This window comes from Clostridium pasteurianum BC1 (genome assembly GCF_000389635.1).
In the GTDB taxonomy this organism is placed as follows: Bacteria; Bacillota; Clostridia; order Clostridiales; family Clostridiaceae; genus Clostridium_I; species Clostridium_I pasteurianum_A.
Genome location: NC_021182.1, coordinates 1,021,852 through 1,044,369 on the forward strand (window position 1 = coordinate 1,021,852; position 22,518 = coordinate 1,044,369).

Genomic DNA, 22,518 nt, shown 5'->3' on the forward strand with positions numbered 1-22,518 from the left:
CGGGGGTGGGAGATGTTTGATTCATATGGAAGAAGAATAAATTACTTGAGAATATCAGTTACGGATTTATGTAATTTAAGATGTAAATACTGTATGCCTGAAAAGGGAATAAAAAAAATGCTCCATGAAGAAATTTTAAGTCTGGAGGAAATACAGAGTTTAGCTGAAAGCTTTGTAGAAAAGGGCGTAGATAAAATTAGAATAACTGGCGGAGAACCTTTAGTAAGACGAGGGCTGTTGAATTTAATAGAAGGCATAGGAAACTTACAAAAGGTGAAGGATTTTTCCATGACTACCAATGGAATATTACTGGGTAAATATGCTGAGGACTTAAAAAATGCTGGACTTAACAGAGTAAATATAAGCATGGATACTTTAGATGGAAAGAAGTATTCCAAAATCACCAGAGGCGGAAGATTAGCTGATGTACTGAAGGGAATAGAAGTTGCTAAAAATGCTGGACTTACTCCCATAAAAATTAATGTGGTATTGATAAAGGGCTTTAATGAAGATGAAATAGAGAGCTTTGTAAATTTAACAAGATATGAAGAAATAGATGTAAGATTTATAGAGCTTATGCCTATAGGTGCTTTAAAATATTGGTCTCTTAATAATTATATTTCAAATAACATAGTACTGGAAAAGGTGCCGGAATTAACAGAAGCTGCAGCCACAGATATTTCTTCTCCGGCAAAATACTATAAACTTTCAGCAGGTAAGGGTAGAGTGGGACTCATTAACCCTATATCCTGTAAATTCTGTAAAAATTGCAATAGAATGAGGCTTACTGTAGATGGTAAGATAAAGCCATGCCTTCATTCTAATGAGGAGATAGACTTAAAAGTGCCCCTTAGGCAGGGAAAAAATATTGGTGAATTAATAGATAATATTATTATAAATAAGCCTAAGGAACACAATTTGGAGGATGGAAATTATATAAGCAGAAATATGATGGATATTGGTGGTTAACAGCAATACAAGATATATATAAGAGGAGATTTTGGGAAATGGCTAAAGTTATAGCAATTAACATTAGTGATAAAAAAGGAATTATAAAAACTTCTATAAAAGAAGGCATTTTCATAGAGGAATATGGTCTTAAGGGAGATGCTCACGCGGGAAAATGGCACAGGCAGGTAAGCCTTTTGGCTAAGGAAAGTATAGACAAAATGATAGAAATGGGTGTAACAGGCCTAGTGCCAGGTAAATTTGCCGAAAATATTACTACAGAGGATATAGTACTCTACAGGCTTCCTGTAGGTACAAAATTAAAAATAGGTGACACTGTTCAAGAGATAACTCAGATCGGAAAAGAGTGTCATAAAGGCTGTGCCATAAAGCAGCAGGTAGGAAAGTGTATAATGCCAACGGAGGGTGTATTTACAAGAGTATTAAAAGGTGGAATAATAAAACCAGGAGATACTATAGAAATTATGAAGATTAAAAATAGGTAATATATTTGATCTAATTATTTCTAAAATAATTAGATCAAGCAAGAGTTTTCAAGTTCTAAAGGTAATCACTGCGGTTTAACATCTAATTCAATTATCTCAGGAACAGCAAAAAATCTTAAAGGAAGTCTACTGCAGCCAAGACCTTTCGAAGTTATTATCATTGAATTACCTTTAGTATTAATAGTTTTTATAAATTTTTGACCGTAGGAGGATTCTGTTGCAGGAGCGTATAGTCCAAATAAATTTATCTGACCTCCATGAGTATGACCACTTAAGCCAATATCAAAATTTATATTGTATTCTTCAAAGAAATCTGGATTATGAGAAATCATAATATTTAAATATTTTTCATTTATTTGAAGAACGTCAGTGTTAACCTGTCCACTTTTTAAATCATCAACTCCATGAAAAAGCACTGTGGAATTTTTAAAATTTATAGAGTAAGTTTTATTTTTCAGTAGATTTATTTTGCACTTTTCCATACTTTCCAGCAATAGATTTATATTTTCCTTGAGATAATACTCATGATTACCTAAAATTGCAACTATGCCGTGTTTAGACTTTATTTGTTTTATTTCATTAAAAAATTTATCTAAATCAGTCTTATTAAATTTTGTATTTCTTTCTACAAATAGATAATCACCGCCCAGTATTACCAGATCAGGCTCAAGTCTATTAACTTTATTTATTATACTTTTTAATCTATGCTTGAAATAATAATCACCATAATGTGTATCTGATATAAATACTATTTTAATTTTATCAGTAACTTTTGTTGTTTTAAATTTAATTTTATTTACTCTAACTACCTGAGCCTCAAGCAGTGACCATAATAATCCTATACCTAGGAAGAAAATTACTATATACAGTAATCTCATAAAATGCACCTCCCAGAAATTTGTATGTTCAATTATAAATGAAGTAGGTCTTTTATGTCAAATTGAGATTGTGAACAATTAATGAAATATGAATTGGATTTTGTGTGAATCGCTTTCACAGAGTGCACAATGTACAGTTGAAAGTTAATGAAATCTAATTATTGATAGTTTTTTTAGCGCATATGAAGCGATATTAATTGGAAATACTACACCCATAGATCAAATAATTTGTGGAGTGAGGATGATTATATGCTTTTTTCTATGGAAAAACTTAAGTGTGGACTTATAAGTATGACTAAAAAAGCATTGGCAGATGATATATTGGCACTGTCTTCTCAGCTTGCCTATAGTTTACTATTTGCTTTTTTCCCATTTCTAATATTTTTAATGACTATAGTAGGTTATAGTGACATAAAAACAAGTGATATTATGAATAATTTAAGAACTGTAATTCCAAGAGAGGCTTATGGTTTAGCAGATAAAACTATTTCTGAGGTAGTAAGTAGCAAAAAGGGAGGACTTTTATCCATAAGTATAATACTTACACTATGGTCCGCTTCTGCTGGCTTCAATGCAGTGATAAAGGGATTAAACAAGGCCTATAATGAAAAAGAGTCCAGAAGCATAATAAAAGTACAACTTATATCTTTGGCTTTTACCTTTGGAATGGTAATAATAATCATGTTTTCTGTATTTTTACTTATATTTGGGGAGACTAACAGCAATTTTTTGATCAAATGGTTTGGGCTCTCAAAGGAATTTAAAATTATATGGAATTTTATGAAATACATATTGAGCATTGCAATTATGATAAGTATATTTAGTGCTGTATATAAATTTGCTCCATGTAAAAAACATAGTTTAAGAGAGGTTATGCCTGGAGCTCTATTTGCCTCTTTAGGCTGGATAATATCTTCTCTAGTCTTTTCCTTCTACATAAATAATTTTGCAAATTATTCAAAATTCTATGGAAGTATCGGCGCGGTAATAATACTGATGCTGTGGCTTCTTATTACTGCCATTGTTATTATTTTAGGTGGCGAAATAAACTCCGTACTATTGAAAAAATGCAAATGATTTGTGATGAAAATATTTCCTTGGAAAAACTTTATTTATGCTATTTACATAAGAATTTTTTTGATGTAGAATTCAATTTGTTAGAGGTGTAAAAATAAAATAAACCCCTTAAAAATTGAAGATAGAAGGTATGCAGGGTGAATAGAACCATTTTGAAAAAATTCTCAATTATAATGTTAGCAGCAATGATACTTACTGGATGTAGTGAAAATTCAAAGATAACGCCAACGGATGCAAAGATACAAAAGACTAAGGTAACAGAAAACTCAGAGAGAAGCACTGCAGAGGAAACTGTAAAAAGTTATTACAGCAGTGAAGTAAGTAAAGATGCACAATTCCTCAGTAAATATTTTGTAAACCCACAGATGTCAGAAGTCGGTTCTGTTAAAAAGAAACTGAATGCCTTTAATGTGAATAAAATAGAAGTAATAAAATTATTTAATATAAAAAAGCAGGGTAATTATGCAGTAATGATTTGTGCCTATAATACTTATTTTCAGAATATACAAAAGCCAAGACCAGATGTGGAAATTGTATCTTTTGTAAATAAAAATGGTTCCTGGTATATATTAAATGATTATGGTGTTGCATCTGATAATGATGTTACTTGGCTTGACACTGCAAACTTACAGGAAAAAGAGTTTTTAGCAGAAAGTAGTGAGCTTCAATCCATAATAAAGCAAAATGAAAATTTTGATAAAGTTAACAGTGCCTTTATAAATAAAGGTAAAAAAGCTATGATGGAAATGCAAATCTCCAATAACTCATTTTAGTTGTTGGAGTTTTTTTATTGTATTAAGAAAACAACTTGTTATGCAGGTGCGTTCAGAAAAACTTAAGAAATGAGTAAAAAGACATCAACAATTTTGGTAATGAAAAATTTTACAATATTAGTATATGATATTATAATTGTAATTAAACTAAATTCATTGATAGTACTTTTATATTTATCCACTTTTATTTCAATGTTTTTTGTAAATTTAAAATATTAAAATTAAAATATTATCTTTATAATGAAAGAATAGAAAAAACTGAACTTGCCTAATATTTTCAGAAACTTATGTTATATTATAATAGTGCAATATTGAAGTATTCTAATAAGAAATGCTGCTTTTATATAGAGATTTAAAATATTATTTTAATGATATTTAGTATTAATTTATCCGATAAATTAATAGAAGGAGAAAATATGAAGTTATTAATAGTTGAAGATGATAAAGAACTATGTGGTTTATTGAAAGATGGGTTGAAAAAATATAATTATATATGTGATACTGCTTACGACGGAGAAGAAGGATTGTATTATATAGGAATAAATGAATATGATACAATCATTTTAGATATAAATTTACCAAAGATTGATGGAATAACCCTTTGTAAAACTGTAAGAGAAAAACTTATAACAACACCAATAATAATGCTGACAGCAAGAACAGATACAGAGGATAAAATAATTGGGCTGGACAGTGGTGCAGATGATTATTTAGGAAAGCCCTTTGCACTTAAAGAATTAAGTGCAAGATTGCATGCGTTAATTAGACGTAATTACAATAAGCCTTCCAATATAATTACAATAGGAGAATTGTGTATAAATACTAAAGAAAAAACAGTAGAATTAAATCAAAAAGAAATTGAATTAACTTCAAGAGAATATGATATTTTAGAATTATTGTGTTATAATTATCCAGGCATTCTATCATCGGAGAAAATAATTGAACATGTATGGGGAACAGATGCCAACGAATTTTCTAATGTCATTAGAGTACATATTACCAATTTAAGGCGGAAATTAAAAGATAGAAATGGTCAAACTTTAATTGAAACATTAAGAGGAAAGGGATACAGAGTATGCTCAAAATAAGAAATAGAATAGCATTATTATATAGTTTGCTTACCATTGTTTTAATCATTATTTGTATAATTTTGTTTTACTGCTTTTTAAAAATAAATATCAATAGACAGCCTATAATATCAAGTCTTATATTTAATAAAAATCTACCAATACAGACAGAATCTGTGACTGCAAAAAAGCCTTCTAAAAATTTAGATGCAAGTGGTAAAAATAGTAATGTTATTATTTTAAAAGAAGGTCAAAAGAATGTTAATAATAATTCTAATGTAGATAACATAGACAATTCTAGTAGCAGTATACAACTTACTGGACAAAATTTTGAAAATATATTTATGAATACTCTTTATAATAGATTTATTATAATTATCTTAATAGTAATAGCTATAATTTTAGTTATAAATTTTATTTTAAGCAGGCAATATGCCTCATTTGCATTAAAACCTTTAATTGAATTTACAGGAAAAGTTAAAAACCAAGGAAATTTTAAAACTATAGAGCTTATTCGGCCTTCAAAAACTAAAGATGAAATTTATGATTTAACAGTGGCTTATAATGAGGCTTTAAGTAAAATTAAATTATCCTATGAAAACTTGCAAAGGTTAAATTCCTATGCGTCCCATGAACTTAGAAATTCATTAGCAGTTTTAAGGGCCAAAATAGAAATCGGAGAAGATACTAAGGAAATTGCACAATATATAGATGGCTTAAATGGAGTTATTACTGATATTTTAGCTATGTCTACTTTCAGTTTATCTAATAATAAAGAAAGTGTAGATTTAGCTTTAGTCTGTGCCAAGATAGTTGATGAATATACTGTAATTTTCAATAATATAAAATTCAATATGCCAGAAGAAGGTGTTGAAACAATTAAAGGAAAGGAAATCTGGATAGAAAGATGTATTGCTAATCTTATTGATAATGCTATGAAATTTGTAGATGAAAATAAAACTAGTAATGAAATAAATATTCAAGTTTCAGAAAATGACACCAATATCATTGTAGAAGTTTACGATAATGGCATTGGTATTGATGAGTTTAAATTTGATGAAATATTTACACCCTACTATGGAACTAAAAGTCGAACAAGTACAGGTATTGGTCTTGCCTACGTAAAGCATGTAATGGACCTGCATAAAGGCAGAGTCTTAGTTGAAAGCAAAAAAGGAGAATATTCTAAATTTTCTTTAGTGTTTATAAAGTAATACTACATTTACTCAAAAATATTAATTCATCTAAACTTAGTGGGAGTTTGTACTACCACTAAGTTTAGATGAATTATCCAGGAACGTGTCGCTGTTATCTCCACCTTGTGGAAAAGTAGAGAACCAAAATTTTTAATTTTGTGCGAATCACTTTCACAGAGTGCAGTGGAGTGTTACAGCGACTAGTTATCGGATAAAAAAACTAATAGATAAATCTCTAATACTATCTTTGATTAATTAATTGCTACTCTCTAAATTTGTAATTTTAGTATAACCAGCAAACACTGCTATACAAAATTATGAATTTAGAGATTTTTTTATTTGTTTACATAACACCATCTTAACGTTATATTAACATTTGCTTTGCTAATATAGACACATGCAACACAACAAACAAAAATGTTAAATAGAAGGTGATGATGCAATGAAGAGAAAAAAATTTATATTATTTTTAACCATGATAATAATTATATCATTATCAAATTGTATATTAATGAATAAAGAAGTAAGTATGTAAGAACAGAGATTCAATTGATTAATGAATGTTTAAATAAATCTGTAATATTGAAATTAACGAAGTTTTTTCAAATGAGTGAGACAATATTGAAAGTTTTAGAGAAATTATAGGTTGGAATTTGAATTCTATTTTAAACCTATCCAAGTTGACATGTTAAATATAGAATGGCATATTATAGGAACCCATAATGAATTAAATTCTTTGTAAACATATCCGAAGATGAAACTAATAAATGCAATAGAAATAGAAGATTGTAATATGTCTATTCCTGTCAAAATCCATAAAGGATAATGCATAAATACAAATAATAATGTAGTCATAATATTTGCAGTTAGAAAACTTGTCCTATCTTGAAGCTTTTGAAGCACAAATCCTCGAAAAGGTACCTCCTCAAATATTCCAACTAATAAAATGTTTATCCATAATACACCAATATTTAAATTTATAGGTTTCCAGCCATATATATAATTTCTTATTATAAGAAGTAGCAGATATATTAGTGATATCAATAACCCAATAACAATTCCTTTTAAAGGTTTATTATTAAGTTTTAGATAGCTAAATGGACTAACTTTGTTCTTAAATTTTAAGTAAAAATAAATTGGCAATATAAACATGAAAAGATAGTATATAATGGTAAATATTAAATTATTTATGCTATTCATTTATGTTATTCCTTTCATCTTGTAAAATATAGATACTTATATATTTATATTTTCATAATTCTTGTATGTTTTATTAAGAATATAGTAAATTAAGGGTGTAATTAATAATGATTCTTCTAATACAGAAAAAATAATCAGATTTGCAAATATATTATTTTTACATGTTAAAGCTATAATGCCAAGTAGGAAAGTAATTGCAATAGAATAAATTCTAAGCTTTTTTCGTAATTTCTTACTCACAAGAGGTCGAGCTTTAGTATCAGCAGGAGCATATAGAAAAACTAGTATTAAACTTAAAGTAATAATAACTATAATCATGGTTTTATCTAAGAGGATATTTATACTTAAATAGACATTACCTAGAAATAATATTATGTTAGTTATAGTGCAATTTAAATTGGATTCAGCATGTACACCAGAAGCAAATATCCTAATAGAAGCAAAACTTATGACAGCAATAAATGTATAAGTTGTTATTCCTAAAATAGACGCAATCAAAAATAAAATAGTTAATTTAACCAAGTTTACAAGAATTACGTGTACTCCATATTTTATTTTTTCTAATTCTTCTTCAGTCTTTTGTAAATTTTTAGCTACAAATTTTATACATATTCTGCTCATCTTATCAACTATATCCATTATAACACCATTACCTTACATATATTTCAATTTTTATAAGTCTATACGTAATATTATATCATAACATAGTTTTTTAATATAATAACTTAATAGTAAATAATATAAATTAATTAAAATATCACTAGTGTTTAATTATTAGTAAATATTTTCATTGACATTTTTAGTTTAATTATTTTCTAAATAAATTACTAAAGAAAATGATAATAGAATATAATTCCTATTAAAATGAGCAAAGATGCCCTTAAAGCGATAGTTTGCATGGTTATATATGGATTATAAAGAAGATTTAACTGCCCAGCCATTGACTCCAAGAAAATAAATTATTATATACTAATTTTGTAAGTGAGTGTTTTATTAACCCTTTTATTTTCAGCAAGCCGTAGGATGTTTGGGATATATCCTGTATTAACTTTATTATGATAAATGTTATTATTGCAGAGATAATTTGCATCATAACTGCATTAAGACTATGTCCTATAAATCTTTTAATTTTTAAATTCTGCTTAATCCATTTAAAAAACAACTCTATATCCCAACGTTTTTTATATAACCATGCTATTTCTTCACTGGTATATTCAAATATATTAGTTACAAAAGTTAATATTTTACCTTCCGAATCAAGTACACTAATAACTCTGTACTGGTTTTTAGTTAAATTAATGCCTTTTGTTCCAAGATTACAAATAATATCTTCAATGATATTTATAGAATCATCTAGTAAAGTGATATCTGAGTATGTGATTTTACAACTTGGTGTTAGAATAAAAAAAGTACAAGAGAAATTGAGAAAGTTCCTAATAAGTTTTAGAATAAATATAAGAGATGGGGGAACTTAATCATGAAAAAACAACATGACAAGCAGTTCAAAGAAGATGCTGTAAAATATTACATGGATCATAAAGAACTTGGAGTAAGAGGTTGTGCTCAAAACCTTGATATAGGTGGTAGCACTTTGTCAAAGTGGATTAGAGATTCTAAAAGCGAAAATGGTATTCAAGTTCGAGGTTCAGGTAATTATTCCAGTGATGAACAAAAGGAAATTGCACGATTAAAGCGTGAACTTCGTGATACAAAGGATGCTCTTGATGTATTAAAAAAAGCCATAAGCATTCTGGGAAAGTGACAGAAGCAATATATCTTGAAGTCCAAGATAAATGTGAAGACCTCAAGTGGAAACGCCAAGTTTCTGTCAACGGAATGCTTCGTATATTAGGCGTTTCACGTTCAGGGTATAATTCATGGCTGCATCGCCTACCTTCAAATCAACAAAAGAGAAAAGAAATTGTAAAGGAAAAAATTAAGGAAGTCTATGATCAATCCCACCAAAATTATGGTGCTCCTAAAATCACAAAAGAAATACAAAAAGCTGGTGAAAAAATATCAGAACGTACAGTTGGGAAATACATGAAGGAGCTTGGCATTAAAGCTCAATATGTAAAACCATATACCGTTACTACAAAGGATTCTGATTTCAGCAGCAAACTAGAAAACGTTCTAAATGAGCAATTTAATCCATCTGCACCAAACGCAGTATGGTGCACAGATATTACATATCTTTGGACTAATGCAGGTTTTGTATACCTTACAAGCATCATGGATTTATACTCTCGAAGAATTATAGCTTGGACGCTTACGGAAACTTTAGCTGTTTCATGTGTTATTGACACAATTAATAAAGCTAAGAAAAATAGAAAACTTGCTAACCCAGTTATTATACACAGTGACAGGGGCAGTCAGTACGTATCAAAAGAATATCAAAAGGCTGCTTCAAAAATGATACTTAGTTATTCCAAGAAAGCTTTTCCATGGGATAATGCATGTATTGAATCTTTCCACGCAATTATTAAACGTGAATGGATAAATCGTTTTAGAATTAAAAATTATCGTCATGCTTATATTCTTGTATTTGAATACATTGAAACGTTTTATAATACCACAAGAATTCATAGTCACTGCAATTATATGTCACCAAATGAGTTTGAAAAAACATATGAAAAAGTCAAGGAACTTAGTATGTCAATGGCAAGTTAAAATATGGAAGTTAATTAGAACTTTCTCATTTTAATTTGTACTTTTTATTGACATAGCACCAACTATTTATTTCATCTAATGCAGCATTATCTTTTAATCTTGTAATAAAGCGTATTCCTTTTTCACTAAATGAATCAAACTTTTTGTAGTCAACGTAACCCTTATCGAAGATATATATACAGTTATTCTCAGTAATGACATCTTCCATTTTACTTCTATCATGAGGTTTAGCATTGGATACAAGTATAATTTCAGGAATACCTTTATTCAAATTAAATTTTGTATGAAGCTTTATTCCAGCTTTAGAAGAACGAAATTCTGCCCATTGAAAGTAAGTTTTAGCCATTGTAATAGTTGAAGAATCTATTAGTTTTACAGTTCCAAACTTTTTTGATTTTTCATTTACAGGTAAATTTTCTAAAGCATTAGAAATTAATTCATTAAGTACCGGAAGATAAATATTGTAATCAATATAATTATTGTAATTAGATAACATTCCCAAGCTAACGCTTTTTATTGATTAAGTTAATTTAGAGTCAGACTGCATAAAATCATCAATATCTCTTAAACTATCTAGCTTCGCTAAATGGAAATAGAGAAGTGTTTTTAGATGATTAGATGCAACATTATAGTCAACATCTAGCTTATACGTAGATATTTTCAAGGTATTCCAATTAATAATATCTAATAATTTTTCAAAGATAGTGATATACTTATCCATAGATAGTCAGCAACCTCCTTGCTTTTATGGTTAGTGGATAATTATATTAAAGCAAGATTGCTGGCTATTTTCATCTATATATTTTTATATAAAATTGCAATTTATTACATTATATTTCTGTCAATAGTATTTTAAATCCATTTATTAAACACTAGTGTTAAAATATATAATTATTTTGTAAAAATTATGTACATTAATTGAAAATTATTACTTAAATTGATATAATTTTCTATAATAAATGTCTTAATAATTAAGTTGTAATAATAAAAAATTAAGGTAGGTAATAATAATAAAATGATGGATATTATAATTTGTGAAGATAACAATGCTCAAAGAATACAGATTGAAAACATTATTATAGAAGAAATAAATAGCTCAAATCTTGATCTAAATATAACTCTTAGTACTTTTAACCCTAAACAAGTAATTGAATATATATCAAATTCTAAAAATACGAACTTTATTTATTTCTTAGATGTTGAATTAAATAGTGATATTAACGGAATAGAGCTTGCTACTATAATTAGAAAATATGATCCTAAAGGATACATTATATTTGTTACATCACATGCAGAATTAACTCTGTTAACTTTTGAATATAAAGTACAAGCTATGGACTATATACTTAAGTATAATAGTGAAAATCTGAAGGTTAAGATTATTGAATGTTTAAGAGCAGCTTATAATAACTTCAAAAGACTTGAAAATATTGAAAAAAAATATATTTCTATAGATATTGGACATAAGATTGTAAATTTACAACCTGAACAGATTCTTTTTTTTGAAACAGATAAAGATCATCGAATTAGATTACACACCTTTGATGAGAATATAGAGTTTTATTGTTCATTAAAACAAATAGAAATAATAGTACCACCACATTTTTATAAATGTCATAGGTCCTATATCGTTAATACTAGGAATATAAAATCAATTGATAAAGACAATCTTACTATATATATGATTAACGGTGATAAATGCTATGTCTCAAAACGCTATATGAAGGGAATGCAAAAAAATGTATGACATAATATATTATTTTTTATACTTACTTATTTTATCAGTAAATTTTCTAATTATATTTTATAATTTTACCTATAATAAAATTACAAAAGGTACTATCTTTTATCTATTAATAAATACTTTAATAGATTTAATTATTGTTGCAATAGGAAAAGAATTTTTATTACTTCCAATATCAACTGTAATTTTAACTTGTTTTAGTTTTATGAATTTAAGAAAAATATCTTATTCTATATTTATAGTCATTTTAACAGATCTTGTTTTTGCAGTTAGCGATTCTATTACTGCTTTTCTTGCAATTACTTTTTTTCATGTAAATTTTAATAGCATATCAAAACGATCTTTAGAATACTTTGTTATAGCAATAATTATAACATCTATATCTTTTATTATAAGTAGATTGTTGGGAAAAATATTGAACAAAGTAAATATCCATAACTATGAGATTTCAAAAAATTTGAGAAATAGGTTAGCTGTATTTTTTTATGCAGGATTTGTTTTAATTATAGTAAACATAAATATATTTGATTATAAGTATTTTGCTAAAAATCTAGATAATTTTGTTGTGAATTTAAATGCTTTTAATACAGTTAGTGACTTTATTATTGTTATTATTTTATTATATTTAAATAATAGAATTATTAAAAATAAGTTGCTTCAGGAATATAAAGATAAAGAATTAAAGCATCTGAAAGAGTATACAGACATGATTGAAACTATGTCAGATGACTTAAGAAGATTTAAGCATGACTATGCCAATATATTCCAGGTATTAGGAAGCTATATAGAGTCTAATGATATGAAAGGTGTAAAAACATTTTATAAAAATGAACTCCAACCTGAGAGTGAAAAAATAATAAATAAGAATAGGAGTTTATATCTACTTAAGAATATAAAAATTAATTCCCTAAAGGGATTAATCTCATCTAAAATTTATAGTGCAAATTCAAATAATATTAATACTTATATAGAAATCTATGATGATATACATGAATTATCAATTAACGAAATAGATATATGTAGAATTATTGGCATTCTTCTTGATAATGCAATAGAAGCAGCAGTTTTATGTGATAAAAAAGTTATTCGTTTAGCTATAATAAAGAAAGAGAATTATACATCTTTTATAATTAGCAATATTTGCCATGAAAATACCCCCCCTATACATAAGATATATGAAGATGGTTTTTCAACTAAAGGTTACGGGAGAGGAGTAGGCTTAAAGATAGTTAGAAAAATTATAAAGGAAAAGTATGCAAATGTATTTTTGCATACTAAAGTTAAGGATTGTGTATTTAAACAAGATTTAGTTATTAAGGACTTAAACTAATTTAATCCACTTTGTATAAAGATTTTGGCATTTTAGTTTCTTTGGCTAAGAAAAACAAACACATGGAAGATGAAGTTTCAGCAATTATCATTGATACTGTACATATGGCAATTGCCATGAATTTTTTTATGTTTGGTGTTTTCATAATTATATCCATTCCTTTCGTTTCACTATAAGTATGCTCTAAATCACGAAGATTTATCTGTTTACGAGAACTATTACAGGTATTTTTAGTGTGATTTCTAAATTTTTCATACTCTTATATAACAATAATAAATAATTGCAATCAGTTTAGCTTAAACTAAGCTGATTTTTTATTATATTTAATTATAATATATAAAATTTAATAGTTGTAGTACTTATACCATAAATGCATAAATTACATCCTAAAATCATTATACGATAAAAATATTCCTTTAGGATGAATAAGATATATATTGAGGAAAGTTTATTGTAATAGAAATAAAATCATGTTATTCTCTGAACATACAATAATTGCAAATGTTTCTAAAGCATGTGCATAAATACAAAATTTAATTATATATTATTATTTTTAGGAGGTAAAATATGTTGGAACTTCAAGAATCATCTAGTAAAATTGATGAATACATAAGCTATTTAAAAAAGAATACAAATCAGCCAAGAGCTTTAGCTAAACTTTTTAAAACAGATTCATCTTACTACATCTATGATACTGGAACAAGTAAAGTTATAAGTTGTAGTGAATTTGAGTATAAGACATTGGAAAAAATTATAAGCGGTAAAATAGATGAGATAGTGAATATGAGGAATGATGTTAGTGATGAAGAATATTTTCAAGCAATTGAAAATATTAAGAATGCCATAGAAGAAGAAGATATTCTAAAAGCAGGCAATGATTTCAAGTTTGTTTCTCCTGGACATCTTGAAGAATTGGATGAAGAACTAGATAGCCGTGTAAGGCAAATTGTGCTAGAACTAACCGGGAAATGCAATTTGAGATGTGGATATTGTATTTATTCTGAGAACTATAATGATAGGAGAAACTTCAACGAAAATGATATGACAGAAGATATTGCTAAAAAAGCAATTGATTATGCCAATTTGCATGGAGATAAAGAAGAAGGGGTTGCCATCACTTTCTATGGGGGAGAACCACTTATAAAGTTTGATTTATTGAAAAATTGTATAGAGTACGCAAAGAAGACAATCAAAGATAAAGAGCTTACTTTTTCTTTGACAAGCAATCTGACATTGATGACAAAGGAAATTGCTGAATACTTGGCATCTGTAGAGGGGCTTAGTATAACCTGTAGTATAGATGGGCCGCAAGATGTTCATGATAGTTCAAGAAAGGACATCAATGGTAACGGCAGTTTCGAAAGAGCCATAAGAGGTTTGAAATACATAGTAGAGACTTTACGTGATAGTGCAGAGGAGAGAGTAACACTAAGTATGGTTTTTAATAGACCATATTCCTTTGAGAAACTTAAAGAAATAGCTCTTTTCTTTAAAGGTCTGGATTGGTTACCTGAAAAAATCAGCAAAAATGTGACATATCCCACTGTAAACAATATCGACTATGATGAAGTTGAAAGAATAATTTCCCAAAATGGTGAATCCCCTGACTATCTAAGAATTTGGTCCGAAGAATCATACTTACACAAGTTAAAAAATTCAGAGGATAAGGAATTCTTTTCAAAAACAATTATTGAATCGCCATTCGTTAGAATTCATAGACGCCCAATATTTATAAAGTATATTAAGGATAACAATTTAAATGGATGCTGTGTTCCCGGTGGCAGAAAGATATATGTTACAGCAAATGGAGATTTCTTAGTATGTGAAAGAATTGATGGATCACCAGTAATAGGGAATGTATACGATGGAGTAGATAAGAAAAAGGTGAAAGAACTATTAGTAGAAGAATATGCAAATGAGGCTTTAAATGATTGCAAAAACTGTTGGGCCTCTAGGCTATGTGAAATATGCTATGCAATGTGTTTTAATAGCGGAAAGATTGATATGAAAAAGAAAAGGTATTACTGTAATTTTGTTAGAAAACATATGGAAAAATCCATAATACTCTACCATAAATGTTTGGAAATTAATCCCAAAGAACTAGAGTATTTAAATGATTTTATATTAAGGTAGAACATCATTATGAAAGTAAATATAAATAAATATTACAGTGACATGGACAAACTAAAACTGGGAACATTAGAAAATGGCCTTAGTTATTATATATACGACAATGCTGCTGAAGGTGATGTAATAAGAATATCTTTAGTGGTAAAAGTTGGTTCTTTAATGGAAGAAGATAGTCAAGCGGGAATAGCGCATTTTATCGAGCATATGTGTATTTATAATAGTAATTTTGTATATACAAATGAAGACAATATAGAGGTTAAGAAAAACAGTTTAATGTCGGGCTATACCAATTTCGAAGAGACGGTTTACTTTTTAAATTGTCAAATTGAAGAGCTTAAATATAGATTAGTGGCCTTTAGGGACATAATAACTGGACGCAATCTTGTAATGAGCAGCATGAATGAAATAAAAGAGGAACTGAGGCTTGAAATAATTACTGAAAGCAAAACTTCAAAATTTAGATTACAGCAAATTATTTTGCCGGAGCTGGTAGGTATTAAACAGCTAAAAGATAAATTTCCTTTGGGCAGTTTAAAGTGTGTTCAGGATTTAAGTTTTGAATCCGTACAAAGATTTCATAACAAATGGTACAAGCCAGAAAACAGTGCTGTTTTTATAGTTGGCTCAATTGAAAAATGTAAAGCTAAAGCATTGTTGGAAGAGATTTTTTCAACCATTGAAAGAAGTAATTCAAGTTATGTAAAACCATCGTTTAAGAGTAATATAAGTTCAAGTAAAGTATTAATGAATACTGTTCATAATCTGAAGTATGATGAGATGCAGTTATACTACTTGAAGCCAAGCTTACGTTACAATTCAATAAATGACCTCAAGTCGAAAATAACAGATTATTTTGGCTTAACATTGATTGAAAAATATATTAAAGAAGTATTGATGATCAACGAAATAGATTTTATTAGCTTGGCCTTTGTTTCAGAAAGATTATTAAGTGAAATGAATTTTAATGTTCTGGAATTGAAGGTTAAAGAAGGGCTTTTTAAGAAAGCTGAATGTGTCTTTAATATTATAATAAAGGAACTGGCATCTCATGGACTCTCAGAAAAACAATTTATAAAGTATAAGCAAAATTTTATATACGAGTTAACAGAATATTATAGACAGAATAAAGTGGTTAGTAATAAAGAAATAGCTAAAGAATGTGTAAGCAACTATTTGTTTAATGAGCCATTAATTTCTGTTAACCATGAATATAATTTGTGTTGTTCCATTGTTCAGGAACTTCAACTTAAAGACTTCAATATTCTCATAGAAAAAATCTTGAAAAATGAAAATTTGTTACTTTCATTCAATTCTAAAGAAGATTTGTTTGAAAGTAAGGACAAATTTGAGAGAATATTGAATTTCAATCAATAGTAACTTTAATTTCTCTAAAGGCGCCATAATGTACATAAGGGGAAATTAATGTTTATTATAAATTATAAATTTTTTAAAGATTAGGGGAGGAAAAAATTATGAAATTAGTAAATCCAGCAGGAAGAGATTTTACAACATTCTCAACAGAGGTGAATCGTTGCGCATGTATGTGCTACAATTCATGGTCTTCAGCATATAACGGTGCAGATGACTACACATGCTCATGTAACTGCCAAAGTGGTAATACTAGCAATCTAAATTCAAACTTTAACTCATCATATATTGTATAAAAGTAACATAAAAGTTTCTCGCATAATTTTTATTATGCGAGAAATTTAATTTTTTCTATAGCAGAAATGGAACGCTTTTTTGTTAAGAAAAAAGTTATCATGTGAAACCAAATGTTGATGTTGAAAAATTATTTATTATAAACAAAAATAAGTTTGAAAGGATATGTTCAATACATGGTAAAAATTAAAAACTCCGTTAATGAAATAAAAAAGATGGGTACTTTTTTATTAAAAGCAATAAGATTATTATGGGATAGTTCAAAAATAAGTTTCATAGTTACATTGATAATTACAATTATTAATGGTGTAATTATTCCTTTGAACTTAGTAATTTCTAAATATTTGATTGACAGTGTTGTAGCTGCTTTGGCTAATGCAAATAATCACAAATATTATAATGTGGTGTTTTTGTGGTTAGGCATAGAATTTGCAATTACTGTTTTTTCTCAATTGATTCAGAGAGTAAATACATATTACTCTGTAATCCAAGTGAGGACTTTAAATAATCATATATGCAAACTTATTGTGAAGAAGTCAAATGAATTAGATCTTTCTTTTTTTGAAAATAACGATTTTTATAATAAAATTGAAAAAGCAAATGATCAAGCGGCCTATTCTGCAATGGCAATTATCAATGCATTAATGGAAGTGATAAAAAACTTTACTATATTAGTAGGATCTATAGCAATTGTAATTCAGCTAAGTCCATTTATGCTGCTTTTATGCTTGCTAACGTCTATTCCCATGTTTATTTTAAACCTAAAGATATCGGAATTTAAATATAGTGTTTATAGTAAGAGAATAGAAAAAACCAGATTTGCACAACATCTTCAGAAGCTAATGCTTCATTACAATAGTGTTAAGGAAATAAAATTAAGTAGATTGGGAAAATATTTTGAGAATTTAATCTTATCAATATATAAGGAAAATCTTGATAAAGATAAATCTGTAGAGAAGAAGCGATTTGGACGTTTAAGTCTTGCTGATTGTTTAAGTGTGATAATTACATATTGCTATAAATTTTATATAGTTATTCTTACTATTAGCAAAGGATTAACTATAGGATCAATGAATATGTATGTGACAGCAATAACTAATGTAGATAACTCAATTAAAAGTACTCTGAATAATATGGCAGAGTTATATTCAAATAATCTTTATATAGAAAATTTGTTTTACGTATTAGATTTGAAGCCAATAATTGTAGCTAAAGAGGTACCAAAAATTCTTAAGAATAGCATAACGGATTGTATTGAATTTAGAAATGTATCCTTTAAGTATCCGGAATCAAATAAATATGTACTAAAAAATGTTAGTTTCAAAATAAAAGCAAACCAAAATTGTGCCCTTGTTGGACTAAATGGATGCGGGAAAACAACTCTTATTAAACTTTTAGCAAGGTTATATGAGCCAACAGAAGGTGGAATTTTTATTGACGGAATAAACATTAATGAATTTAGTTTAGAGTTATTATATAAATGTATAAATGTCGTATTTCAAGATTTTATGAAGTATCCATTTACAGTTAAAGAAAATATAGGCTTTGGAAATATAGAGAACCTTGGTGATATGGATAGGATAGAGCTTTCCGCTAAAAAGGCAAATGCCTATGAATTTATTCAGTCATTAAAAAATAAATTTGATACAAAATTAGAAAAATTGTGGTCAAATGGAGTTGAATTATCCTTGGGTCAGTGGCAAAAGTTGGCCATTAGCAGAGCATTTATGAGTAATTCATCAATTTTAATCTTAGATGAACCAACAGCTTCCGTTGATGCTGAAACAGAATATGAATTGTTTAAAAATTTCAAAGAATTAGTAGGTAATAGGACTAGTATATTAATATCTCATAGATTTTCTACAGTGAGGATGGCTGATTTAATAATAGTATTGAATGAAGGTACAGTTATTGAAAAAGGGACACATAACAGTTTAATGTTAAAAGAAGGACTCTACTCAAAGTTATACAATATGCAAGCAGAAGGATATTTAGATAATTCTGTTGACGTGGTTAGTTGATAAGTATCTTTACTTTTCTGAAATATATTCGTAAAATCATGTATACCACAAATTTATAGAAAGACTGACATTCAAAAGATTATATGTTTTGTTTATTAATTTTCTTTCACACAGAAAATATTTTCCTTTCACTTTAAGACCTTTAACTGAATAATTACAGGTATTGGCTTTGCTTACGTAAAGTATGTAATGGACTTGTATATAGGCAAGGTTTTTGTTGAGATCAAAAATGGAAAGTATTCTAAATTTCCTTTAGTTTTTAGAAAACAGCTTAAATATTTAAAACTCATTGAATGGATATTTATAGTGTAATTGGCAAACAACAATTACCCATTTAATGAGTTTTTATATTTTTTAATATCAAATCTAATATAAATAAATTGTTTTACAAAAAGAAGATATATAGTAAAAAAGAAAAAATTTATTGTATTTCATCACCATCTTAACGTTGTCTTAATATTTGTTTTGGTAATATATAGATAATAAGAAAAAATATTAAGAAGGTGAATTAATGAAGAGAAAAAAAATTATATTATTTGTAACCCTGATAATCATTATATCAGTTCTGGGTATTTATCCGGTAATAAATAAGAAAAAATTAGACTCAAAGGAGAGTAATACTTTAAAAATCTATGTTACGGGACAAAATGGAAGTTATGATAAAAGGATTGAGGGTATTATTAATGAATTTGAAAAAAAATATCCCAATATAAAGATTCAAAAAGTGATATTTGATATTAATGAAGGTGATGGAATCAATGGATATGTAAAAAAAATGCTTGCGGATACTTTAGCAGGGAATGGTCCAGATATATTAGATTTAGATTATATGAGTATAAGAAAGCTAGAAAGATCTGAAATGCTTCTGGATTTAAAACCTCTTATGGAAAAGGATAAGGATTTTAAAAAAGAAGATTATAATACAAAAGTTATTGAGGCAGGTTTGTATAATGGTAAACAATTAATAATGCCTTTGGATTATTATGTTAATCAATATATAACCACTGAACAGCTTTTAAAAAATAACAATATTAAATTGGAAGACAACTACTCTCAAAAAGATTTTATGAATGCATTGGATGGATATATTTCTTCAATAAATGGCAATAAAAACAAATTCCTCTTTGCCATGCCAATGAATATAGGAGACTTTTTAGCCAGCAGTGGTGAAGAATTTATTGATTACAACAATAAGAGAGTATACTTTGATAAACCGGGATTTAAAGAAATAATAGATAATTATAAGAAGATTTATAAAGCATCTAAAAAGCCAGCAGACATTTCAGGTTATTCTGGCGTTGAAGGCTTTGAAAACTTAAAAAATGGAAATACTCTATTTTCAAATGATCCTATTGCTCTAAGAGACACTTTTTTTGTATACGAATCTCTAATAAACCAAGTTATTGGAGAGACACAAATTATAAATAGTATGCCAACCTATAAAGGGGGCGATAAAGCTACTGCTATTGTTGCTCAATCCCTAGCTATAAGTAAAAATTGTAAAAATAAATCAGCAGCATATAATTTTATAAAAACTGCTATTTCTGAGGATATACAATCATCCTCTAATTTACCTTCCTTTATACCAATTAATAAGAAAGCTGCAAAAGATCTGGAAAACCAATATATGAAGGAGAAAGTAAATGGTACTTTTGAATACAATAAAAATATAAAAATAGTAGAACAGCCATTATCTGATAATTTTCAAAAATATTATAGTAAGATAACAAATAATATAGAGAATGCTGTAATTACTGATTCTGAAGTAGAGCAGATAATGATGGAATCTTTGACTCCATATTTTGAAGATAAATCATCTTATGAAAGTTGTGTTAAAGCTTTAGAAAACAAAATCAAATTATATATTAATGAATAAAGGAGTATGTATAATGAAAAGTAAAAATAATATTAAAATTGTAATATGTATAGTTAGTATAATTATTTTTATATTTTTAACAGGATGTTCAACTTCAAATAAAAATGTTAATAACGAATCTTCAACACAAAATAGCAATTCTGGCAATAATAAGCCTTCGGATACAACAGCATCAATAAATAACCCAGATATAAAAGGTAATGTTACAGAATTAGATGGAAATAAGATAAACATTTCGAAAATAACCCAAAAATCTAATGGAACAGTTACAGGAAGTAAAAAAAGCTCAAAAGCAGCTGCAAATAATACAGGCACATTTGAAGTTAATAAAGATACTGCTTTTACTATTAGAACCTCATCCGATAAGGGAAATACTTCCACAGATAAAGCTGGAGCTATATCAGATATTAAAGTAGATTCCTTAGTTGAGGTATGGGGTGAAAAAAGTGGAAATACTATTATAGCTAAAAATGTAATTATATATATATATAATTAAAATATCAAATTAATCCTAGATTAAAGATATAGCAGGCACTAGTTGAGCTATATCTTTAATGAGTAAAGCGGGAGGAAGTATAAATTATGAATTACAATAAGCGTGAAAGTATAATTGGATATGCTTTTGCTGTACCATCAATAATAGGATTTCTCTTATTCTTTGGAATTCCTTTCATAATAAGTTTAGTGTATTGTTTCACGCAGGGAGTTGGAAATGTAGAGTACGTAGGTTTTAAAAATTTTATAGACTTATTCAACAATAGTGCCTTTCAATTAGCAGTTAGAAATACATTATTGTTTAATTTAATAAGTGTTCCGTTAGTTATGATAATATCCTTAGGAATTACTATTATTTTGAATAGTAAAATAAAAAAAGGCTCCTTTTTTAGAACAGTATTAACTTTACCACTTGTCATTCCCATAGCATCTGTAGTGCTTGTATGGCAAATATTCTTTGCTCAGACAGGTACTGTTAACCAGCTGCTTTTAAAACTGGGTATCGTTGGACCCGATTATCTTAATACGGGGTGGTCATTTTTTATTCTTGTTTTACTCTATATATGGAAAAATTGTGGTTACAATATGATAATATTTCTTGCAGGACTAAATAATGTACCAAAGGAATACTATGAAGCGGCAGCCATTGATGGCTATGGGAAAGTGGGTATTTTTTTTAATATTACTTTACCACTAATAGTTCCCACTATATTCTTCGTATTTATAATTTCACTGATAAATTCATTAAAGATTTATAGAGAAGCATACTTGCTTTCGGGACAATATCCAAATTCAAGCATTTATATGCTGCAGCATTTTATAAACAATAATTTTGCCAATTTAAATTATCAAAGACTTTCTACCGCATCAGTTATAGTTTTTATTTTTATAGCAATTTCTATTTATTTTTTATTTAAATTGCAAAGCAAATACGATATATAGGGG

The 22,518-nt window shown here is 27.7% G+C and carries 24 protein-coding genes; 17 read left to right on the forward strand and 7 right to left on the reverse strand.

The window, feature by feature from the left end:
* The first annotated feature begins 12 nt into the window (after window positions 1-12).
* Window positions 13-969: a GTP 3',8-cyclase MoaA gene (moaA, locus tag CLOPA_RS04715; RefSeq protein WP_015614328.1), complete on the forward strand. Its 957-nt coding sequence runs from the start codon at window positions 13-15 to the stop codon at window positions 967-969.
* Window positions 970-1,007: 38 nt separating this feature from the next.
* Window positions 1,008-1,454, forward strand: a complete 447-nt coding sequence (locus CLOPA_RS04720) for an MOSC domain-containing protein (RefSeq protein WP_015614329.1) — start codon at window positions 1,008-1,010, stop codon at window positions 1,452-1,454.
* A gap of 65 nt (window positions 1,455-1,519) precedes the next feature.
* Here the strand turns inward: CLOPA_RS04720 and CLOPA_RS04725 are convergent, their stop codons facing one another.
* Window positions 1,520-2,332: a metallophosphoesterase gene (locus CLOPA_RS04725; protein WP_015614330.1), complete on the reverse strand. Its 813-nt coding sequence runs from the start codon at window positions 2,330-2,332 to the stop codon at window positions 1,520-1,522.
* A 261-nt stretch (window positions 2,333-2,593) separates the two neighbouring features.
* Between CLOPA_RS04725 and CLOPA_RS04730 the strand changes: the two genes are divergently transcribed.
* The 4 genes from CLOPA_RS04730 (at window position 2,594) to CLOPA_RS04745 (ending at window position 6,463) form a co-directional block, all read left to right on the forward strand.
* The gene (locus CLOPA_RS04730; RefSeq protein ID WP_242834266.1) at window positions 2,594-3,409 is read left to right on the forward strand and encodes a YihY/virulence factor BrkB family protein; all 816 of its coding nucleotides are present in this window, start codon (window positions 2,594-2,596) and stop codon (window positions 3,407-3,409) included.
* Window positions 3,410-3,546: 137 nt separating this feature from the next.
* Window positions 3,547-4,182 (forward strand): hypothetical protein, encoded by a 636-nt coding sequence (locus tag CLOPA_RS04735; RefSeq protein ID WP_015614332.1) that lies wholly within the window; start codon window positions 3,547-3,549, stop codon window positions 4,180-4,182.
* A 416-nt stretch (window positions 4,183-4,598) separates the two neighbouring features.
* Complete coding sequence (locus CLOPA_RS04740; RefSeq protein ID WP_015614333.1) at window positions 4,599-5,270, forward strand: response regulator transcription factor; 672 nt, start codon at window positions 4,599-4,601, stop codon at window positions 5,268-5,270.
* Window positions 5,258-6,463, forward strand: a complete 1,206-nt coding sequence (locus CLOPA_RS04745; RefSeq protein WP_015614334.1) for a sensor histidine kinase — start codon at window positions 5,258-5,260, stop codon at window positions 6,461-6,463. The genes CLOPA_RS04740 and CLOPA_RS04745 overlap by 13 nt, the downstream gene beginning before the upstream one ends.
* Before the next feature lie 642 nt (window positions 6,464-7,105).
* Here the strand turns inward: CLOPA_RS04745 and CLOPA_RS04750 are convergent.
* The 3 genes from CLOPA_RS04750 to CLOPA_RS26745 form a co-directional block, all read right to left on the reverse strand.
* Entirely contained in the window at window positions 7,106-7,645 is a 540-nt protein-coding gene (locus tag CLOPA_RS04750) for a CPBP family intramembrane glutamic endopeptidase (protein ID WP_015614336.1), read from the reverse strand.
* A gap of 36 nt (window positions 7,646-7,681) precedes the next feature.
* Window positions 7,682-8,284 carry an accessory gene regulator B family protein gene (locus tag CLOPA_RS04755; RefSeq protein ID WP_015614337.1) on the reverse strand — a complete coding sequence of 201 codons (603 nt, stop codon included), beginning with the start codon at window positions 8,282-8,284 and terminating at the stop codon, window positions 7,682-7,684.
* Between the two features lie 286 nt (window positions 8,285-8,570).
* On the reverse strand, window positions 8,571-9,101 hold the full coding sequence (locus CLOPA_RS26745) for a transposase (RefSeq protein ID WP_080648278.1): 531 nt from the start codon (window positions 9,099-9,101) through the stop codon (window positions 8,571-8,573).
* Window positions 9,102-9,122: 21 nt separating this feature from the next.
* On the opposite strand from CLOPA_RS26745, the gene CLOPA_RS04765 reads away from it, so the two are divergent.
* Together CLOPA_RS04765 and CLOPA_RS04770 are read left to right on the forward strand one after the other, a co-directional pair.
* On the forward strand, window positions 9,123-9,407 hold the full coding sequence (locus CLOPA_RS04765; protein ID WP_015613496.1) for a transposase: 285 nt from the start codon (window positions 9,123-9,125) through the stop codon (window positions 9,405-9,407).
* Window positions 9,404-10,315, forward strand: coding sequence for an IS3 family transposase (locus tag CLOPA_RS04770; RefSeq protein WP_015614338.1), 912 nt, complete (start codon window positions 9,404-9,406; stop codon window positions 10,313-10,315). Before CLOPA_RS04765 ends, CLOPA_RS04770 begins: the two co-directional genes overlap by 4 nt.
* 25 nt (window positions 10,316-10,340) lie before the next feature.
* Here the strand turns inward: CLOPA_RS04770 and CLOPA_RS04775 are convergent, their stop codons facing one another.
* Window positions 10,341-10,811 (reverse strand): transposase, encoded by a 471-nt coding sequence (locus tag CLOPA_RS04775; protein ID WP_051115605.1) that lies wholly within the window; start codon window positions 10,809-10,811, stop codon window positions 10,341-10,343.
* Window positions 10,812-10,835: 24 nt separating this feature from the next.
* Complete coding sequence (locus tag CLOPA_RS23585; RefSeq protein ID WP_015614339.1) at window positions 10,836-11,036, reverse strand: DUF4372 domain-containing protein; 201 nt, start codon at window positions 11,034-11,036, stop codon at window positions 10,836-10,838.
* 294 nt (window positions 11,037-11,330) lie between these two features.
* Between CLOPA_RS23585 and CLOPA_RS04780 the strand changes: the two genes are divergently transcribed.
* Together CLOPA_RS04780 and CLOPA_RS04785 are read left to right on the forward strand one after the other, a co-directional pair.
* Window positions 11,331-12,062 carry a LytR/AlgR family response regulator transcription factor gene (locus CLOPA_RS04780; RefSeq protein ID WP_015614340.1) on the forward strand — a complete coding sequence of 244 codons (732 nt, stop codon included), beginning with the start codon at window positions 11,331-11,333 and terminating at the stop codon, window positions 12,060-12,062.
* Window positions 12,063-12,264: 202 nt separating this feature from the next.
* Window positions 12,265-13,389 (forward strand): sensor histidine kinase, encoded by a 1,125-nt coding sequence (locus CLOPA_RS04785; protein WP_172638598.1) that lies wholly within the window; start codon window positions 12,265-12,267, stop codon window positions 13,387-13,389.
* A 1-nt stretch (window position 13,390) separates the two neighbouring features.
* On the opposite strand, the gene CLOPA_RS24805 is transcribed toward CLOPA_RS04785, so the two are convergent.
* Window positions 13,391-13,534 carry a cyclic lactone autoinducer peptide gene (locus CLOPA_RS24805; protein WP_155241865.1) on the reverse strand — a complete coding sequence of 48 codons (144 nt, stop codon included), beginning with the start codon at window positions 13,532-13,534 and terminating at the stop codon, window positions 13,391-13,393.
* A gap of 422 nt (window positions 13,535-13,956) precedes the next feature.
* On the opposite strand from CLOPA_RS24805, the gene CLOPA_RS04790 reads away from it, so the two are divergent.
* The 7 genes from CLOPA_RS04790 (at window position 13,957) to CLOPA_RS04820 (ending at window position 22,515) form a co-directional block, all read left to right on the forward strand.
* Window positions 13,957-15,522: a radical SAM protein gene (locus tag CLOPA_RS04790; RefSeq protein ID WP_015614342.1), complete on the forward strand. Its 1,566-nt coding sequence runs from the start codon at window positions 13,957-13,959 to the stop codon at window positions 15,520-15,522.
* Window positions 15,523-15,531: 9 nt separating this feature from the next.
* Window positions 15,532-16,893 carry a M16 family metallopeptidase gene (locus tag CLOPA_RS04795; protein ID WP_015614343.1) on the forward strand — a complete coding sequence of 454 codons (1,362 nt, stop codon included), beginning with the start codon at window positions 15,532-15,534 and terminating at the stop codon, window positions 16,891-16,893.
* A 98-nt stretch (window positions 16,894-16,991) separates the two neighbouring features.
* Window positions 16,992-17,183, forward strand: coding sequence for a CA_C0660 family putative sactipeptide bacteriocin (locus CLOPA_RS26750; protein ID WP_015614344.1), 192 nt, complete (start codon window positions 16,992-16,994; stop codon window positions 17,181-17,183).
* 174 nt (window positions 17,184-17,357) lie between these two features.
* Window positions 17,358-19,202 (forward strand): ABC transporter ATP-binding protein, encoded by a 1,845-nt coding sequence (locus tag CLOPA_RS04805; RefSeq protein ID WP_015614345.1) that lies wholly within the window; start codon window positions 17,358-17,360, stop codon window positions 19,200-19,202.
* Window positions 19,203-19,713: 511 nt separating this feature from the next.
* Window positions 19,714-21,078 (forward strand): ABC transporter substrate-binding protein, encoded by a 1,365-nt coding sequence (locus CLOPA_RS04810; protein WP_015614346.1) that lies wholly within the window; start codon window positions 19,714-19,716, stop codon window positions 21,076-21,078.
* Window positions 21,079-21,091: 13 nt separating this feature from the next.
* A complete protein-coding gene (locus tag CLOPA_RS04815; RefSeq protein WP_015614347.1) occupies window positions 21,092-21,574 on the forward strand; it encodes a hypothetical protein in 483 nt (160 codons plus the stop codon).
* A gap of 86 nt (window positions 21,575-21,660) precedes the next feature.
* The gene (locus CLOPA_RS04820; RefSeq protein WP_015614348.1) at window positions 21,661-22,515 is read left to right on the forward strand and encodes a carbohydrate ABC transporter permease; all 855 of its coding nucleotides are present in this window, start codon (window positions 21,661-21,663) and stop codon (window positions 22,513-22,515) included.
* Window positions 22,516-22,518 lie beyond the last annotated feature (3 nt).

Bases quoted from the DNA above. Each gene is read 5' to 3' on its own strand.
- moaA (WP_015614328.1), top strand. From the start codon at position 13: ATGTTTGATTCATATGGAAGAAGAATAAATTACTTGAGAATATCAGTT.
- CLOPA_RS04720 (WP_015614329.1), top strand. From the start codon at position 1,008: ATGGCTAAAGTTATAGCAATTAACATTAGTGATAAAAAAGGAATTATA.
- CLOPA_RS04725 (WP_015614330.1), bottom strand. From the start codon at position 2,332: ATGAGATTACTGTATATAGTAATTTTCTTCCTAGGTATAGGATTATTA.
- CLOPA_RS04730 (WP_242834266.1), top strand. From the start codon at position 2,594: ATGGAAAAACTTAAGTGTGGACTTATAAGTATGACTAAAAAAGCATTG.
- CLOPA_RS04740 (WP_015614333.1), top strand. From the start codon at position 4,599: ATGAAGTTATTAATAGTTGAAGATGATAAAGAACTATGTGGTTTATTG.
- CLOPA_RS04745 (WP_015614334.1), top strand. From the start codon at position 5,258: ATGCTCAAAATAAGAAATAGAATAGCATTATTATATAGTTTGCTTACC.
- CLOPA_RS04750 (WP_015614336.1), bottom strand. From the start codon at position 7,645: ATGAATAGCATAAATAATTTAATATTTACCATTATATACTATCTTTTC.
- CLOPA_RS04755 (WP_015614337.1), bottom strand. From the start codon at position 8,284: ATGGATATAGTTGATAAGATGAGCAGAATATGTATAAAATTTGTAGCT.
- CLOPA_RS04765 (WP_015613496.1), top strand. From the start codon at position 9,123: ATGAAAAAACAACATGACAAGCAGTTCAAAGAAGATGCTGTAAAATAT.
- CLOPA_RS04775 (WP_051115605.1), bottom strand. From the start codon at position 10,811: ATGTTATCTAATTACAATAATTATATTGATTACAATATTTATCTTCCG.
- CLOPA_RS23585 (WP_015614339.1), bottom strand. From the start codon at position 11,036: ATGGATAAGTATATCACTATCTTTGAAAAATTATTAGATATTATTAAT.
- CLOPA_RS04780 (WP_015614340.1), top strand. From the start codon at position 11,331: ATGATGGATATTATAATTTGTGAAGATAACAATGCTCAAAGAATACAG.
- CLOPA_RS04785 (WP_172638598.1), top strand. From the start codon at position 12,265: ATGAATTTAAGAAAAATATCTTATTCTATATTTATAGTCATTTTAACA.
- CLOPA_RS24805 (WP_155241865.1), bottom strand. From the start codon at position 13,534: ATGAAAACACCAAACATAAAAAAATTCATGGCAATTGCCATATGTACA.
- CLOPA_RS04790 (WP_015614342.1), top strand. From the start codon at position 13,957: ATGTTGGAACTTCAAGAATCATCTAGTAAAATTGATGAATACATAAGC.
- CLOPA_RS04795 (WP_015614343.1), top strand. From the start codon at position 15,532: ATGAAAGTAAATATAAATAAATATTACAGTGACATGGACAAACTAAAA.
- CLOPA_RS26750 (WP_015614344.1), top strand. From the start codon at position 16,992: ATGAAATTAGTAAATCCAGCAGGAAGAGATTTTACAACATTCTCAACA.
- CLOPA_RS04805 (WP_015614345.1), top strand. From the start codon at position 17,358: ATGGTAAAAATTAAAAACTCCGTTAATGAAATAAAAAAGATGGGTACT.
- CLOPA_RS04810 (WP_015614346.1), top strand. From the start codon at position 19,714: ATGAAGAGAAAAAAAATTATATTATTTGTAACCCTGATAATCATTATA.
- CLOPA_RS04815 (WP_015614347.1), top strand. From the start codon at position 21,092: ATGAAAAGTAAAAATAATATTAAAATTGTAATATGTATAGTTAGTATA.
- CLOPA_RS04820 (WP_015614348.1), top strand. From the start codon at position 21,661: ATGAATTACAATAAGCGTGAAAGTATAATTGGATATGCTTTTGCTGTA.